The organism is Sporosarcina aquimarina (genome assembly GCF_023715615.1).
In the GTDB taxonomy this organism is placed as follows: Bacteria; Bacillota; Bacilli; order Bacillales_A; family Planococcaceae; genus Sporosarcina; species Sporosarcina aquimarina_A.
Map to the genome: position 1 here is coordinate 878,854 of NZ_JAMBOM010000001.1, position 15,105 is coordinate 893,958.

Sequence of the window (15,105 nt, forward strand, 5' to 3'; positions counted from 1 at the left end):
GGACAATCTGTCGAACTTTTCTTTCATTTAGGTGCCGTAAAGTGACAAAACTCGTAATTGAAAAATGGTAGTCTTGCAAACAAGGAGGACAGCCTATGTATGGGGAAGTCATGATCGGCATTAATATGGTCTTCAATTATACAGTTCTGTCATTTGCGAATGCGACGGGAAATACAAAAATCAGCAGAAAACGATTAGCGTTAGCAGCCTTTGCTGGGGCAATTCCAGCCGTTGCTTTTCCTGGATCCATCATTGCGTCGTTGACTGCGTTTGCAATCATGACAGGCTGTGCATTCGGTTTTTCTGTACGACTCTGGAAATCATCAGTGGGTTTAGTGTTAATCGGGGCTTTTTTAGCAGGAGGATTGCTATCGGCACTTCCATTTAGCCAGTGGGGACAAGATTTTCAATATCGCTTGATCATCTACGTAGCTCTTGCTTATTGTGGTCTTCAAGTTGTAAAAGTTAAATGGCTTGATGTTCGCAAAATTAGCCGGTTTTCAGAGTTTGCTTGCAGCTCCACATTACATCTTTTCGGCTCTTCTATACCTCTACATGTATTCATCGATACAGGCAATAGTTGTACTGAGCCATTGTCTAATGATGCTGTCCATTTTGTCTCATTAGGGGCTCTAAAACCAATTATTCCAGATGAATTCCTTGAAAGTTTACATCAAATTGGAAATGCACAAGTCGCTATTCCGGATATCACTCAATTTCCTGAACAATACAGGAAGGATTTACGTCTTATTCGAATTCAAACTGTCGAAGGAGCGAATTGGGCAGTAGGAATTCGATTTGACAAATGGGAACTGGAAGGAAATCGCCTGCTCGAACAAGGTTATATTGTTCTAACGGCTGACGATGCACGCTATCCACACAATGCATCTGCAATCTTGCATGTTTCTGCCTTGGAAACTAGAGAAGAAGAAAGGGGAATGCTTCATGCTACATGAATTAAAAAAATGGTTATCCGTACTCGCAGGAATATTTAAAAAGAAAAATGGAACCTACTACATTGGAGGACATGAATCGTTACCGAAACCTCTAACTAGAGAAGAAGAAGCGGAGACGATTGCTGCATATATGGCGGGTGACCAACAAGCTAGAGATCGGCTTATTGAGAAGAATTTGCGTCTAGTCGTTTACATTGCTCGCCGTTTCGATAATACGAATACGCATATTGAAGATTTGATCAGCATTGGGGCGATTGGTCTTATCAAAGCTATTGAAACGTTCAAAAGTGATAAAAATATTAAGTTGGCAACTTACGCATCGCGATGTATTGAAAACGAAATCTTAATGCATTTACGGAAAACAAATCGTACGCGTTCTGAGATTTCTTTTGACGAACCACTGAACTCTGATGCGGATGGGAACGAACTCTTGCTGTCTGACATTTTAGGGACGGACGAAGATATTATTACAGATGATGTTGAAAAGAAAATTGAACGACAGCATATGATAGATGCTGTTACGACTCTCAGTGATCGAGAGCGTCATATTATGGAATGTAGATTCGGGTTAACAGGAAAGATTGAGATGACTCAAAAAGAAGTTGCAGATTTACTTGGTATTTCACAATCGTATATCTCTCGTTTGGAGAAGAAGATCATTTCAGAACTTCGAGAGCAACTGAATCATCCAATCGCATAATGGTTGAAATTGGCGTTACAGAAAACCGCATAGAACTCCACTCAGCGGATAAGCTATCTCGTACAGTCATCTACAGAATACGGAGGAATTCAGATGGTACGTACAAGAGTGGAAATTTGCGGTATCGATACATCTACTTTGCCTCTTCTGTCGAGTGAGGTCATGAAAGAGACATTCATCCGGTTGCAAAGTGGGGATGAATCAGCTAGAGACGAACTCGTAACAGCGAATTTACGCCTCGTCCTAAGCCTTGTGCAACGATTTGCCTATCGTGGGGAACAAGCAGATGATTTGTTTCAAGTAGGATGTGTGGGACTGCTTAAGTCGATTGACAACTTTGATTTAAAACACAATGTCCGGTTTTCGACATATGCAGTTCCGATGATTGTCGGAGAAATCAAGCGGCATTTGAGAGATCATCATTCGGTTCGGGTGTCTCGATCGCTCCGAGATATTGCGTATAAAGCAATACGTGCAAAGGAAGAATTCATCAATGAACACCAAAAGGAACCGAGAATTTCAGACTTAGCTAAAATGACAGACATTCCAGAAGAGGATATCTTATTTGCACTCGATGCGATACAAGATCCGATGTCTCTCCACGAACCGATGAATGGTGAGGGAGGCGACCCTGTGTATATGATGGATCAGTTACACGACAAAACTGTATCGGAAGAGCGCTGGTCAACTTATGTGTCGATGAAGGAAACAATGACAGGACTGGATGATCGCCAACAACTAATTTTATCGAAGCGATTTTATCTCGGACAAACTCAAACAGAAATTGCTCGAGAGCTAGGAATTTCTCAAGCTCAAATATCCCGATTGGAGAAGCAAGCAATCGCTCAAATTCGTGAAGGAATGGAACAAAGTAATTAACTTTGGACGCAATGCGATCACTGCATTGCGTTTTTTTGTACGTCTATCTGCATAGAATATGGAAAGGGGGGATTTCTATGCGCTTTTCAGAATTTCAAAAAAAAGAAGTGATTGATATGCAACGCGGGAAATTTCTTGGATTCATTCAAGATGCGGCTATCGACATAACGAAAGGAAAGATTGATACGCTTCATATCGGTGATACAGAACGATCCTTGTTTATGGAAATGCGTGTGAAAGACCAAAAGCAATTTGGGTACGACGAAGTTGTGACAATTGGAAAGGATATTGTGCTCATTAAAAAGAAAGAGCCTAAAAAGTGACTAATCGTTGATAACTCAGTGGCCGCTTGATACAATAGAACAAAGTATCGAGAAAAGTAGTGATCGAGATGAAACCATTACAGCAGCGGATAAATACCATCGAAGAAACAATCTGTCGGGCGTGTGAGTATGCTGGTAGAAAACGTGATGATGTTACGGTTATCGCAGTCACAAAACAAGTGTCTGATGAACGTACACAAAACGTGTTAAACGAAGGAATCATCCATTTAGGTGAAAACCGACCTGAAGGACTTATAGGTAAGCAACAAGCAATTCCTCAAGGGGCTGTTTGGCATTTCATCGGAAATGTGCAAAGTCGTAAAGTGAAAGAAATTATTGAACGTATTGATTATCTGCATTCATTGGATCGTTTGAGCTTAGCAAAAGAAATTCAGAAACGTGCCGTTGAACCAGTAGACTGTTTCGTACAAGTTAACGTTTCTTTTGAAGAGTCGAAATCAGGTTTGTCACCAGCTGAGACACTAGGATTTATTGAGGCATTGAGGGATTATGACAAAATAAGAGTGATTGGTCTGATGACGATGGCTCCATTGACTGAAGATCAAGATACAATCCGGAAAGTTTTTAGAGGCTTGCGTGAACTGCGAGATGAACTTGCGGCTAAAAAGATGCAACACGCACCGGTAACCAAATTGTCCATGGGGATGTCGAATGATTACAGTATTGCAATCGAAGAGGGCGCAACCCATGTGCGAATTGGGACTGCACTCGTCGGTTCGGAGAGCGAGGGAGACGAATGAGTATAAAAGGCAAATTCGAAAAATGGTTTTACCTTGACGAAGAAGAAGAAGCGGCGGCGCAAGAAACAGCGGCAAAGCAACAAGTTGCTACTACACAACCAGAGAGGAAGCCAAGCAAACAATCCTCGATGAAAAATGCTCCCTTGCCAAAACAAAATCGCAAAGAGCCTCAGACAGCAGGGAACATTGTGAGCTTGCAGAGCGTCCAAAAATCATCAAAAGTTATTTTAGTAGAGCCTCGTGTCTATGCAGAAGCACAAGATATCTCAGAACACTTGACTAACAAACGTGCGGTTATTGTGAATTTACAACGCATTGATCGTGAACAAGGAATACGAATTGTCGACTTCCTTAGTGGTGCAGTATATGCGTTGAATGGTGATATCCAAAGAATAGGCACAGATATTTTCCTTTGCGTACCGGAAAACGTAGAAGTGAATGGCTCGATCTCCGACTATTTGAACGAAAGAAACTAAATGAGGTGTACCAACAGTAATGGCAGAATTATTAATCCAGCTTTACCGAGTAATTACGTATGCTCTTTCCATTTATTCTATTTTGCTCGTCATCTATATCTTGATGTCGTGGGTACCAGCTTCAAGAGACACGAAGTTCGGTAAAATCCTTGAAAAAATTGCAGAGCCATATTTAGGGTTTTTCCGTAACTTCATTCCGCCTCTTGGAATGATTGATATCTCCCCAATTGTTGCGTTGTTTGCATTACAGCTAATTGGCCAAGGGCTAACACCCGTATTTAATTTCTTTTTACGCTTACTTTAATGTGCTGATCTTAACAATCATTTCGGTGAACCCATCCTCACGCTGTGGGGATTTTTCTATAAGGAGACACGTATAATGGATGGCATTTTACAACACTTTAGAAAAGAAGAGCAGCCTTTTATAGAAATGGCGATGGACTGGGCTAGAGAGGTCGAGGATTTATATTCACCTAAATTGACCGACTTTCTCGATCCACGTCAGCGTTTTATTGTGGAATCTGTCGTTAATGGAAGCGGTTTGCTCGTTGCTGAAGATGGAGGATTTGATGGTGCTGAGCGGAAAAGGATGCTCATCTATCCGGATTATTATGAACCAACGCGCCAAGATTTCCAAATAGCTGTTTTCGACGTGCGATATGCTTCCAAGTTTCTAACGTTAGAACATCCTGAGATTCTCGGTGCGTTAATGGGTCTTGGATTGGATCGAGCGAAGTTTGGCGACATTCGTTTGAAAGACGGAGAAGTACAACTTGCTACTGTAATGGAGTTGAGCACGTACCTCACTGCTAATTTCACTTCTGCGGGCAAAGCCAAGATCCATCTTACTGAGTTGCCCGATTATGATGGATGGATAACATTTGAAGAAGTCTGGATTGAAGAAACGCAAATCATTAGCTCGCTTCGACTAGATACGGTGATTGCATCATTATTAAATGTTGCAAGGCAGAAATCTTCCACCTACATTCATGGAGGCAAAGTAAAAGTGAATTGGCGTGTGGTAGATCAGCCATCATTTGAGTTAAGTGAATCTGATATGCTTTCCATCAGAGGTCATGGTCGATTCAAGGTAATTGCGATTGAAGGTAGGACTAAGAAGGATAAAATACGATTGGTTACTGGGAAGTTGGAATGATTTTTATGGACAGACTTTAGAAAAAGTCTGTTTTCTGTTATAGTCAACGATATAACGTATAACGAACATCAAAAGGGGAGAGACTCACATGGCGCTTACACCAATTGATATACATAATAAAACATTCGGAAGCAGATGGCGTGGCTACGATGAAGATGAAGTGAACGAATTCCTCGAGCAGCTCATGAAAGATTATGAAAACTTGCTTGATGAGAACCGAGAATTGACGCGTAAACTGAAAGAAACAGAAGAGCAAGTGGCTCATTTCAATGCAATCGAGGAAACGTTGCAGAAATCGATTATGATTGCTCAAGAAGCAGCGGAAGATGTTCGTAGAAACTCTACACAAGAATCTAAGCTCATCATTAAGGAAGCAGAAAAGAATGCGGATCGCATTGTGAACGAAGCGCTTTCTCGTTCACGTGAAATTTCAATGGAAATTGAGGATTTGAAAAAACAATCTAAAGTATTCCGCAACCGTTTCCGTATGCTAATTGAAGCGCAGTTGGATTTAGTGAAGATGGACGATTGGGACACACTTCTCGATTATGAACAGAACACGAAACAACTAGAAGCAGCTGCTGATCAAGAATAATAGACACTTGACTTAAAGGGCAGTTCGCACCTATAATATGGTTCATATTGAATGACAGGCATTGAAAGAGACAGTACTTTCCAAGTAGGCTGTATATAGCGAGTCGGGGATAGTGAGAGCCCGATTGCAGGTTGGAAAGGAAGATCACTCTGGAGCCGGATTGCTTCAAGGCAGTCCCGGTGCACACCCCGTTACGGTGTTCGAGAGGTAGTCGTGATTTCTATACGACTGCAACTAGGGTGGTATCGCGAGCACAATCCTCGTCCCTTTTACAGGGGCGGGGATTTTTTGATGTTTTATTATTTTACGGTGTTGATTTGCACTGCATGCGGACGCTCTTCGCTGATTCCGCAGAAAAAACCGTAACGAAGAACGGCTTTTGCGAACAAAAGTGCGACGTTGAGAGCGCTTCACTCGCCGCCTTCCGTTTCAATCAACGGTGATTCTAACTAGTGGCTATATTTATTGAAAAAGTAACATACATCAAAGGAGGAATTGGAATGGATTATAAAGACACATTACTAATGCCAAAAACTGACTTTCCGATGAGAGGCGGTTTGCCGACTAAAGAACCTCAAATGCAAGAACAATGGGAAAAAGATAATATGTATGCGAAAGTGCAGGAACGTACAAAAGGGAAACCAACTTTCATTCTACATGACGGTCCTCCATATGCTAACGGCGACCTCCATATGGGGCACGCGCTTAACAAAGTATTGAAAGACATCATCGTACGTCATAAATCCATGACAGGCTTCCACGCACCGTATGTCCCAGGTTGGGACACACACGGTCTGCCAATTGAGCAAGCACTTGTGAACAAAGGTGTAAAGCGGAAAGAGCACAGCGTTGCGGAGTTTCGTGAAATGTGTAAAGACTATGCACTTACTCAAATCGACAACCAGCGTACCCAGTTTAAACGTCTAGGTGTTCGAGGCGATTGGGATAATCCGTATATCACACTAAAACCTGAATTTGAATCACGTCAAATTAAAGTATTCGGGGACATGGCGAAAAAAGGCTATATCTATAAAGGATTAAAGCCAGTTTATTGGTCACCATCATCTGAAACAGCATTAGCTGAAGCTGAAATTGAATACCAAGACAAAAAGTCACCTTCTATTTATGTCAGCTTCCCAGTTCGTGACGGTAAAGGTGTGTTAGATTCAGACGTTAATATCCTGATCTGGACAACAACACCTTGGACGATTCCGGCAAACTTAGGAATTTCAGTACATCCTGACTTTGTTTATACGATTGTAGAAGCAAATGATAAGAAGTTCCTCGTCGCAAAAGACTTGGTAGAAGGTCTGGCAGCTGAACTTGGATGGGAAAACTACACGACAGCTGGAGAATTCAAAGGTCGTGAACTCGACCGCATCACTGCGAGTCACCCGATTTACGATCGTGAATCCCTCGTAATGCTTGGTGAACACGTGACAGCTGACGCTGGTACGGGGTGTGTTCACACAGCACCAGGACACGGTGAAGATGACTTCTACGTAGCTAAACAATATGGCTTAGGTGTATTATCACCAATCAACGATCGTGGTGTCATGACTGCAGAAGCACCATTATTTGAAGGATTATTTTATGAAGATGCTAACAAAGCGGTGACTGAAAAGTTGAAAGAAGTAGGAGCACTAGAAAAGCTTTCGTTCTTCACGCACTCATATCCACATGACTGGCGTACGAAAAAGCCGGTTATTTACCGTGCAACTGCGCAATGGTTTGCATCGATTGAAACGTTCCGTGACGATCTTCTTGAAGCGATCCGTAAGACGAACTTTACACCATCTTGGGGTGAAACTCGTCTCTACAATATGGTCCGTGACCGTGGTGACTGGTGTATTTCACGTCAACGCGTATGGGGTGTTCCGATTCCTGTGTTTTATGCTGAAGATGGTGAACCAATCATCACAGATGAAACAATCGATCACATTTCAGCATTGTTCCGTGAACATGGTTCAAACATCTGGTTTGAGTGGGATACAAAAGAGTTACTTCCGAAAGACTTCTCTCATAATGGAAGCCCAAATGGTACATTTACGAAAGAAACGGATATTATGGACGTGTGGTTCGACTCCGGTTCTACTCATCAAGGGGTTCTTGAGGAGCGCGATGATCTTTCTTACCCAGCAGATCTCTATCTCGAAGGATCTGACCAATACCGCGGATGGTTCAACTCATCCTTGACAACAAGTGTGGCGATTAACGGGATTGCACCATATAAAGGTTTGCTGAGCCATGGATTCACATTAGACGGTGAAGGACGCAAGATGAGTAAATCAATTGGAAACGTCATTCTTCCTTCTAAAGTAACGAACCAATTCGGAGCCGATATTTTACGTCTATGGGTATCTTCGGTCGATTACACAGCAGATGTCCGTGTTTCCGATTCAAACTTTAAGCAGGTTTCTGAAGTGTATCGTAAAATTCGTAACACAGTTCGTTTCCTTCACGGAAATACTTCTGATTTTACACCAGGAACAGATACGGTTGCGTTTGAAGAGTTACGCCCAGTAGATCAGTATGTGTATGTGAAGCTTCAAGATTTGATTCGTGACGTGAGAACAGCTTATGACCAATATGAATTTGCCAATGTCTACCATGCGATCAATTCATTCTGTACAGGTACATTGAGCTCCTTCTATCTTGATATTGCAAAAGATGTTGTCTATATCGAAGCTGTTGATCATCCACATCGTCGTGCGATGCAGACAGTTATGTATGATGCACTTTTAGCACTATTGAAGCTAGTTGCACCAATCTTGCCACATACAGCAGACGAAATGTGGGCATACTTGGAGCATGAAACAGCAGAAAGTATCCAGCTTACGGATATGCCAGAAGCAAAAGAGCTTGAAGCGACAGAGCTCCGTACTCAGTTCGATCAGTTGATGCTTGTACGTGACGATGTGTTGAAAGCGTTGGAAGAAGCACGCAATAACAAGACAATTGGTAAATCATTAGAAGCTCACGTAACTGTAGCTGTACGTGATGAGCTGGCTCCACTATTTGCAACGGAGCAAATCGACTTTGCTCAATTCTTCATCGTTTCGAAATTCAGTGCTGTTGCTGCATCTGAGATGCCGGATAACGCAGTTTCACTTGCGACGGGTCAAGTAGCTGTTGACAAAGCAACTGGAGAAAAATGTGAACGTTGCTGGACAATTTCAGAGTCAGTCGGTTCTCATACTGACTATCCTGAGTTGTGTCAGCGATGCGCAGACGTTGTTGCGCAACATTATGCTTAATAGTTAAAAAAGGCGCTGCAATCCGTCTAACGGGTCTTGCAGCGCCTTTTTTCTTCCATACCTGTTAGACTTGCGCGTGGTGGGTTAGGGTATGATAAACTAAACTAGATACTGTAGGACGGAGGGAATCGGGTTGGTCATTTATTATGGTATTGCGGTACTTGTTATTTTGGTCGATCAGCTGACAAAATGGTTGGTCGCTACTAATATGGAAATCGGAGAACGAATTCCTTTAATCGAACCATATCTAGGGTTACTGTCTCATCGGAATCGTGGTGCAGCGTGGGGCATGTTGGAAGGTCAAATGTGGTTATTTGCAATTGTTACGATTGTCGTTGTAGGCGGAATCGTTTATTACTTTCAAAAAGAAGGAAAGAACGAACCGTTATTTGCATGGAGTTTAATGTTTTTGCTTGGCGGCGCTGTCGGAAACTTTATTGACCGAATGGTAAGGGGCGAAGTGGTTGACTTTGTTAACGTACTTATTCCGGTCATTAACTACGATTTTCCGATATTTAACGTAGCAGATGCAGCCTTGACAGTTGGTGTCATACTAGTGATCCTTCATTTGATTTTAGACGAAAAAAAGAACAAGAAAGATAAGGTGGCATAATGGAACAGTTTCAATATGTAATTGAAGAACAGACAGCAGGTGAGCGGATTGACAAAGCGCTTGCATCTGCAAATGCAGACTGGTCACGGACTCTTATTCAGCAATGGGTAAAAGACGGTATTGTCTTAGTGAACGGTGGAGCTGTGAAATCGAATTATAAGGTGAAGTCTGGAGATACACTTACAGTCGATGAACCTGAACCGGAAGAGCTCAATATTCCGGCGGAAGATTTACATCTTGAGATTGTCTATGAGGACAGTGATGTACTAGTTGTTAACAAGAGAAGAGGCATGGTAGTCCACCCTGCTCCTGGACATACAACAGGAACACTCGTGAATGGGCTTATGCATCATTGTACAGACTTGTCAGGTATCAATGGCATCATGAGACCGGGGATTGTACACCGTATTGATAAAGATACGTCAGGATTACTCATGGTTGCTAAAAATGATAAAGCGCATACGTCACTTGTTAATCAGCTAGTTGAAAAATCCGTGACACGCGTTTACACAGCACTTGTTCATGGCCATATTCCACACGATAACGGTACAATTGATGCACCCATCGGAAGAAACCAGAAAGATCGCCAAAGTATGTCAGTCGAGAACACAGGCAAGCATGCGGTGACTCACTTTAAAGTGATGGAGCGGTTCGGGGACTTTACACTCGTGGAGTGCCGCTTGGAGACAGGTAGAACCCATCAAATTCGTGTTCATATGAAATATATTGGCCACCCACTTGCAGGAGATCCGAAATACGGGCCGAAAAAAACCATCGATTTTGACGGCCAAGTCCTTCATGCAGGAACACTAGGATTTGTACATCCAGTGACGGAAGAGTATATGGAATTCAAAGCTCCCCTTCCAGAAGACTTTGAACAGTTACTGAATGAAATGAAATCCAAAAAAGGTTGACGTGAAGAATTTTAGGCTGTATGCTTGTTGTAGAAACTTCATAGCGAACCTTTAACGCCAATCCAGAGAGGTTGGGAAGGATGCACGATGTTCAGAGTCACGCTTGCGAGCGGAGACTGCTGGATTATATTTACGCACGCAAACCTTCCTGCCCGAAAGACGGCCGGAAGGTTTTTTGTTTGGCAAGCTTTTTGGAGGAAAGTATTTGGAGTTAAAGGGAATACCATGGATTAGTCACTATTCAAAAGCTGAAGGAGGCGTTAGACGTGGCAGAAAAAGCAAATATCCTAGATGAAAGTGCCATCAATCGAGCACTCACTCGTATCGCACACGAAATCATTGAACGAAACAAAGGTATCGATCATTGTATCCTAGTCGGCATCAAAACAAGAGGAGCGTTCCTTGCTAACCGACTCGCAGAAAAAATTGAACAGATCGAAGGCAAGCCCATCCGCATCGGCGAACTGGATATTTCTTTGTACCGTGATGATCTAGGTTTGAAATACGAGAACAAAGAACCGCTTGTTAAACAAGTAGACATCAACTATAGCTTGACAGATGAAAAGGTAGTCCTGGTGGATGACGTCCTCTATACAGGACGCACAGTGAGAGCGGCAATGGATGCCGTTATGGACTTAGGACGACCATCCTCTATCCAACTTGGAGTATTGGTTGATCGTGGACATCGGGAACTTCCGATTCGACCAGACTTCGTAGGAAAAAACATTCCTACTTCAAGTGAGGAAAAAGTAGTTGTGAATTTAGTTGAAACCGATTCAGAAGACAGCGTCACCATACACTCTAGATAAATGAAAAAAGCTTGGAGGCGCACAGACTATGGCAGAAAAAGTATTGGATATTCACGAAAAACCCGCAGCCGGTAAATGGCTTGCCCTTAGTCTCCAGCACATGTTCGCTATGTTTGGGGCAACTATCCTGGTCCCACAACTCGTTGGACTAAGCCCAGCAATCGCTTTACTTACAAGTGGTATCGCGACACTCATCTTTGTAGTCGTTACGCAAGGTAAAGTTCCGGCTTATTTAGGATCTTCATTCGCTTTCATCGTCCCGATAACAGTTGCTACTAAAACTGGGGGCATTGGAAGTGCGATGATCGGAAGTATGTTTGTAGCACTCGTTTACGCGATTGTTTCCCTTCTAATATGGAAGACAGGTCATAACTGGATTATGAAAATTCTACCTCCCGTCGTTGTTGGACCAGTTATTATGGTTATTGGTCTCGCAGTGGCACCAACTGCAGTTGAAATGGCAAGTCGTATCGACGTTGACGGAGTGTCAACTTACAGTTTGCTTCATTTCTCAGCAGCACTCGTCACATTGGCGTCAGCAATCATATGCCTCATGTTCTTCAGGGGTGTCATCAGCTTGATGCCGGTCTTAATTGGGATTATCATAGGCTACATTTACTCGGCTGCAATCGGCATTTTGAACTTCCAGCCAGTGCTTGAAGCAAAGTGGTTTGCAGTTCCAGAATTTTTAATACCAGGAGTCGATTATGACTTTGTTGTAACACCGACTCTGTTGTTCGTCATGGTTCCAATTGCAATTGTGACGATATCAGAGCATATCGGTCATCAGCTCGTACTTGGCAAGGTAGTGGAACGTGACTTCATCCGTGACCCAGGACTGAATCGTTCGTTGCTCGGCGACGGACTCGGAACATTAATAAGTGGATTGCTCGGTGGACCACCAAAAACGACTTATGGTGAAAACATCGGAGTCATGGCGATTACACGAGTCTACAGTGTCTATGTCATTGTTGGAGCTGCCTTGCTAGCGATTCTATTTTCCTTCATGGGGAAAGTCATGGCACTCATTTCAACCATCCCAACAGCTGTTCTTGGTGGAATCTCAATCTTGCTCTTCGGAATTATCGCTTCATCCGGATTGCGCATGCTCGTTGATCATCAAGTGGATTTCGACAAACAGCGGAATCTTGTTATCACATCTGTCATTCTCGTCATTGGAATCGGTGGTGCATCCATCAACTTTAGCGAAACCTTCCATATCGAAGGAATGGCGTTGGCGGCCATCGTTGGTGTAGTGCTGAATATAGTGCTCCCAGGTCGTGAGAAGAACACACTAGATGATGTTCAAGAAGAACCATTGCTTGTGGATAAAGACAACTAAATACGTTAGACCTTTTAACATTGTACAGAGAGACAAGGAAAGGTTTATGTGGCGGGGACTGTAAAAGGGATCTGCATACATAAATGGCCTTCCTATATGCTGGGAAGGCCTTTTTTAAAACCTTCCCCTAACTAAGAGGAGGACGACAAAATGGATAACTTACTTACGATGAAACAATTTAGCGAAGAGAATATTATGGAGATCTTGAATTATGCGGAGTACTTGAAGCGTCATGGAATTCGGGAATTGCCCGGGAAATATTTAGTGAGCAACTTGTTCTTTGAGCCAAGTACACGCACAAAACTAAGCTTCGAAATCGCTGAAAGAAAATTAGGATTAGAAATTATCCAATTTGATCCAGGTCATTCAAGCACGACTAAAGGGGAAACGCTTTTTGACACGGTTAAGACTCTTGAAGCACTCGGTGTAAACGCAGTTGTCATTCGTCACCCAGAAAAAGAATATTACAAGCAACTTAAAGGTATTAAAATCCCAGTTTTTAATGGTGGTGACGGTACAGGACAACATCCAAGTCAATCACTCTTGGACCTATTTACGATCAAAGAAGAGTTCGGCTATTTTGAGGGACTTAACGTGGTCATCGCTGGAGATTTATCACATAGCCGTGTTGCAGCTTCAAATGCAGAAGCTTTACAAAAACTGGGTGCGAACGTCCAATTCATCTGTCCGGCTGAGTGGTCTGGGGATTATGAGACACTTTCAGATTGGGATGGTGTGATAGGTCAAGCTGATGTAGTCATGCTACTCCGTGTTCAACATGAACGACATGATGAAAAGATGAGTTATACGAAAGAAGAATATCACGAACAATTTGGATTGACAGAGGAACGCGCAGCAATGATGAAGGATAACGCAATCATCATGCATCCCGCACCGATTAACTGGGGAGTGGAAATTGCAGAACCACTTTCGACCCATCCAAAACTAAGAGTTTACGAAGCGGTTGAAAATGGAGTTTACATCCGAGCTGCAGCAATGGAAATGATTTTAAGAGGGGGAAATGTTCATGCACAAGCTGCTCCGAAATATTTGGCTATATGATGAAACGTCACAGAATTTAAAAGATGTACGAATTAAAGATGGGAAGATTGTTGAAATCGGACAAAATTTAGATGTAACTGAAGCTGAAGTGATCAACGGCAATGGTTACTGTCTAGCACCAGGGTTTGTCGATGTTCACGTGCATTTACGTGAGCCAGGTGGAGAGCATAAAGAAACAATTGAAAGTGGAACGAAAGCTGCTGCAAAAGGCGGTTACACGACAATCTGCGCGATGCCAAATACACGACCAGTTCCAGATACGATTAAAAATATTGAACATGTCAATGAATTGATAGAAAAAAATGCAGTCATTCGCGTATTACCATATGCATCCATAACAATCCGAGAAGCCGGAAAAGAACGTACGAATTTGGCGGAACTAAAAGAGCATGGAGCATTTGCGTTTACGGACGACGGTGTGGGAATCCAAGAAGCAGGTATGATGCTTGAGACGATGCAAGACGCTGCAAAATTGGACATGGCGGTCGTTGCGCACTGTGAAGATAATACGCTTATTTATGGTGGTGCAATGCACGAAGGGATTCGAAATAAGGAACTTGGGCTGCCGGGCATTCCGTCTGTTGCAGAGTCGGTTCATATTGCACGCGATATTCTTCTTGCTGAAGCTGCGGGTGCACACTATCACGTTTGCCACGTTAGTACGAAAGAATCTGTTCGTGTAATCCGAGATGCAAAACGAGCAGGTGTCCATGTAACGGCTGAAGTGACACCTCATCACTTATTGCTGACAGAACATGATATTCCTGAAGATGATGCAGCTTGGAAGATGAACCCGCCTCTACGTGGAAACGAAGACTTGGCGGCACTGCGAGAAGGATTGCTTGACGGGACGCTTGATTTCATCGCAACCGATCATGCACCTCATAGTGCAGAAGAGAAAGCTGCAGGATTCAAGAAAGCACCGTTCGGAATTACTGGATTTGAAACAGCATTCCCGTTACTTTACACAAATTTTGTGAAAAACGGAGACTGGACATTGAAACAACTGATCGACTGGTTTACAAAAAAGCCATGTGCTGTTTTTGACCTTCCGTATGGCTCGATTGAAGAAGGGGCTATAGCCGATCTTGTATTGCTCGATTTGACAACTGACCAAGCCATTGACCCAACTACGTTTTTATCAAAAGGAAAAAACACACCGTTTACAGGAGTGAAATGTACAGGGTGGCCAGTACTGACACTGTTCGGAGGAGAAACGGTCTTTTCAGAACAACAGTGAGGACCGCGACGATCCAGAGAAA

General features: G+C 42.9%; 16 protein-coding genes and 1 other annotated feature. All 16 genes read left to right on the forward strand.

Annotated elements, in window-relative coordinates; genetic code table 11:
* The first annotated feature begins 95 nt into the window (after positions 1-95).
* The 16 genes from M3197_RS04000 to pyrC all read left to right on the forward strand — a co-directional run bounded on the left by M3197_RS04000 (position 96) and on the right by pyrC (position 15,083).
* Positions 96-956, forward strand: a complete 861-nt coding sequence (locus M3197_RS04000) for a sigma-E processing peptidase SpoIIGA (RefSeq protein WP_251658767.1) — start codon at positions 96-98, stop codon at positions 954-956.
* Positions 946-1,656: an RNA polymerase sporulation sigma factor SigE gene (gene sigE, locus M3197_RS04005; protein ID WP_025785135.1), complete on the forward strand. Its 711-nt coding sequence runs from the start codon at positions 946-948 to the stop codon at positions 1,654-1,656. The genes M3197_RS04000 and sigE overlap by 11 nt, the downstream gene beginning before the upstream one ends.
* A 93-nt stretch (positions 1,657-1,749) precedes the next feature.
* Positions 1,750-2,535, forward strand: coding sequence for an RNA polymerase sporulation sigma factor SigG (gene sigG / locus M3197_RS04010; RefSeq protein ID WP_251658769.1), 786 nt, complete (start codon positions 1,750-1,752; stop codon positions 2,533-2,535).
* Positions 2,536-2,612: 77 nt separating this feature from the next.
* Positions 2,613-2,858, forward strand: coding sequence for a PRC-barrel domain-containing protein (locus M3197_RS04015; RefSeq protein WP_039041864.1), 246 nt, complete (start codon positions 2,613-2,615; stop codon positions 2,856-2,858).
* 68 nt (positions 2,859-2,926) lie between these two features.
* Positions 2,927-3,619 (forward strand): YggS family pyridoxal phosphate-dependent enzyme, encoded by a 693-nt coding sequence (locus M3197_RS04020; RefSeq protein ID WP_251658771.1) that lies wholly within the window; start codon positions 2,927-2,929, stop codon positions 3,617-3,619.
* Positions 3,616-4,095 carry a cell division protein SepF gene (locus M3197_RS04025; protein WP_251658773.1) on the forward strand — a complete coding sequence of 160 codons (480 nt, stop codon included), beginning with the start codon at positions 3,616-3,618 and terminating at the stop codon, positions 4,093-4,095. The genes M3197_RS04020 and M3197_RS04025 overlap by 4 nt, the downstream gene beginning before the upstream one ends.
* A gap of 19 nt (positions 4,096-4,114) precedes the next feature.
* Positions 4,115-4,399: a YggT family protein gene (locus tag M3197_RS04030; RefSeq protein WP_251658775.1), complete on the forward strand. Its 285-nt coding sequence runs from the start codon at positions 4,115-4,117 to the stop codon at positions 4,397-4,399.
* A gap of 75 nt (positions 4,400-4,474) precedes the next feature.
* A complete protein-coding gene (locus M3197_RS04035; protein ID WP_251658776.1) occupies positions 4,475-5,251 on the forward strand; it encodes a YlmH family RNA-binding protein in 777 nt (258 codons plus the stop codon).
* A gap of 88 nt (positions 5,252-5,339) precedes the next feature.
* Positions 5,340-5,846: a DivIVA domain-containing protein gene (locus M3197_RS04040; RefSeq protein WP_025785128.1), complete on the forward strand. Its 507-nt coding sequence runs from the start codon at positions 5,340-5,342 to the stop codon at positions 5,844-5,846.
* Between the two features lie 52 nt (positions 5,847-5,898).
* Positions 5,899-6,117: a binding site (T-box leader), on the forward strand.
* 229 nt (positions 6,118-6,346) lie between these two features.
* Positions 6,347-9,103: an isoleucine--tRNA ligase gene (gene ileS, locus M3197_RS04045; RefSeq protein ID WP_251658778.1), complete on the forward strand. Its 2,757-nt coding sequence runs from the start codon at positions 6,347-6,349 to the stop codon at positions 9,101-9,103.
* A gap of 133 nt (positions 9,104-9,236) precedes the next feature.
* A complete protein-coding gene (lspA, locus tag M3197_RS04050; protein WP_251658780.1) occupies positions 9,237-9,716 on the forward strand; it encodes a signal peptidase II in 480 nt (159 codons plus the stop codon).
* On the forward strand, positions 9,716-10,630 hold the full coding sequence (locus M3197_RS04055; protein WP_251658782.1) for an RluA family pseudouridine synthase: 915 nt from the start codon (positions 9,716-9,718) through the stop codon (positions 10,628-10,630). The genes lspA and M3197_RS04055 overlap by 1 nt, the downstream gene beginning before the upstream one ends.
* A gap of 266 nt (positions 10,631-10,896) precedes the next feature.
* The gene (pyrR, locus tag M3197_RS04060) at positions 10,897-11,439 is read left to right on the forward strand and encodes a bifunctional pyr operon transcriptional regulator/uracil phosphoribosyltransferase PyrR (protein ID WP_251658783.1); all 543 of its coding nucleotides are present in this window, start codon (positions 10,897-10,899) and stop codon (positions 11,437-11,439) included.
* Between the two features lie 28 nt (positions 11,440-11,467).
* Positions 11,468-12,781 carry a solute carrier family 23 protein gene (locus M3197_RS04065; RefSeq protein ID WP_251658785.1) on the forward strand — a complete coding sequence of 438 codons (1,314 nt, stop codon included), beginning with the start codon at positions 11,468-11,470 and terminating at the stop codon, positions 12,779-12,781.
* Between the two features lie 150 nt (positions 12,782-12,931).
* Complete coding sequence (locus tag M3197_RS04070; protein WP_251658787.1) at positions 12,932-13,843, forward strand: aspartate carbamoyltransferase catalytic subunit; 912 nt, start codon at positions 12,932-12,934, stop codon at positions 13,841-13,843.
* Positions 13,809-15,083 (forward strand): dihydroorotase, encoded by a 1,275-nt coding sequence (pyrC, locus tag M3197_RS04075; protein WP_251658789.1) that lies wholly within the window; start codon positions 13,809-13,811, stop codon positions 15,081-15,083. Before M3197_RS04070 ends, pyrC begins: the two co-directional genes overlap by 35 nt.
* Positions 15,084-15,105 lie beyond the last annotated feature (22 nt).

Excerpts from the sequence above, each read along its gene's own strand:
- M3197_RS04000 (WP_251658767.1), top strand. The coding sequence starts at position 96 with ATGTATGGGGAAGTCATGATCGGCATTAATATGGTCTTCAATTATACA.
- sigE (WP_025785135.1), top strand. The coding sequence starts at position 946 with ATGCTACATGAATTAAAAAAATGGTTATCCGTACTCGCAGGAATATTT.
- sigG (WP_251658769.1), top strand. The coding sequence starts at position 1,750 with ATGGTACGTACAAGAGTGGAAATTTGCGGTATCGATACATCTACTTTG.
- M3197_RS04015 (WP_039041864.1), top strand. The coding sequence starts at position 2,613 with ATGCGCTTTTCAGAATTTCAAAAAAAAGAAGTGATTGATATGCAACGC.
- M3197_RS04020 (WP_251658771.1), top strand. The coding sequence starts at position 2,927 with ATGAAACCATTACAGCAGCGGATAAATACCATCGAAGAAACAATCTGT.
- M3197_RS04025 (WP_251658773.1), top strand. The coding sequence starts at position 3,616 with ATGAGTATAAAAGGCAAATTCGAAAAATGGTTTTACCTTGACGAAGAA.
- M3197_RS04030 (WP_251658775.1), top strand. The coding sequence starts at position 4,115 with ATGGCAGAATTATTAATCCAGCTTTACCGAGTAATTACGTATGCTCTT.
- M3197_RS04035 (WP_251658776.1), top strand. The coding sequence starts at position 4,475 with ATGGATGGCATTTTACAACACTTTAGAAAAGAAGAGCAGCCTTTTATA.
- M3197_RS04040 (WP_025785128.1), top strand. The coding sequence starts at position 5,340 with ATGGCGCTTACACCAATTGATATACATAATAAAACATTCGGAAGCAGA.
- ileS (WP_251658778.1), top strand. The coding sequence starts at position 6,347 with ATGGATTATAAAGACACATTACTAATGCCAAAAACTGACTTTCCGATG.
- M3197_RS04055 (WP_251658782.1), top strand. The coding sequence starts at position 9,716 with ATGGAACAGTTTCAATATGTAATTGAAGAACAGACAGCAGGTGAGCGG.
- M3197_RS04065 (WP_251658785.1), top strand. The coding sequence starts at position 11,468 with ATGGCAGAAAAAGTATTGGATATTCACGAAAAACCCGCAGCCGGTAAA.
- M3197_RS04070 (WP_251658787.1), top strand. The coding sequence starts at position 12,932 with ATGGATAACTTACTTACGATGAAACAATTTAGCGAAGAGAATATTATG.
- pyrC (WP_251658789.1), top strand. The coding sequence starts at position 13,809 with ATGCACAAGCTGCTCCGAAATATTTGGCTATATGATGAAACGTCACAG.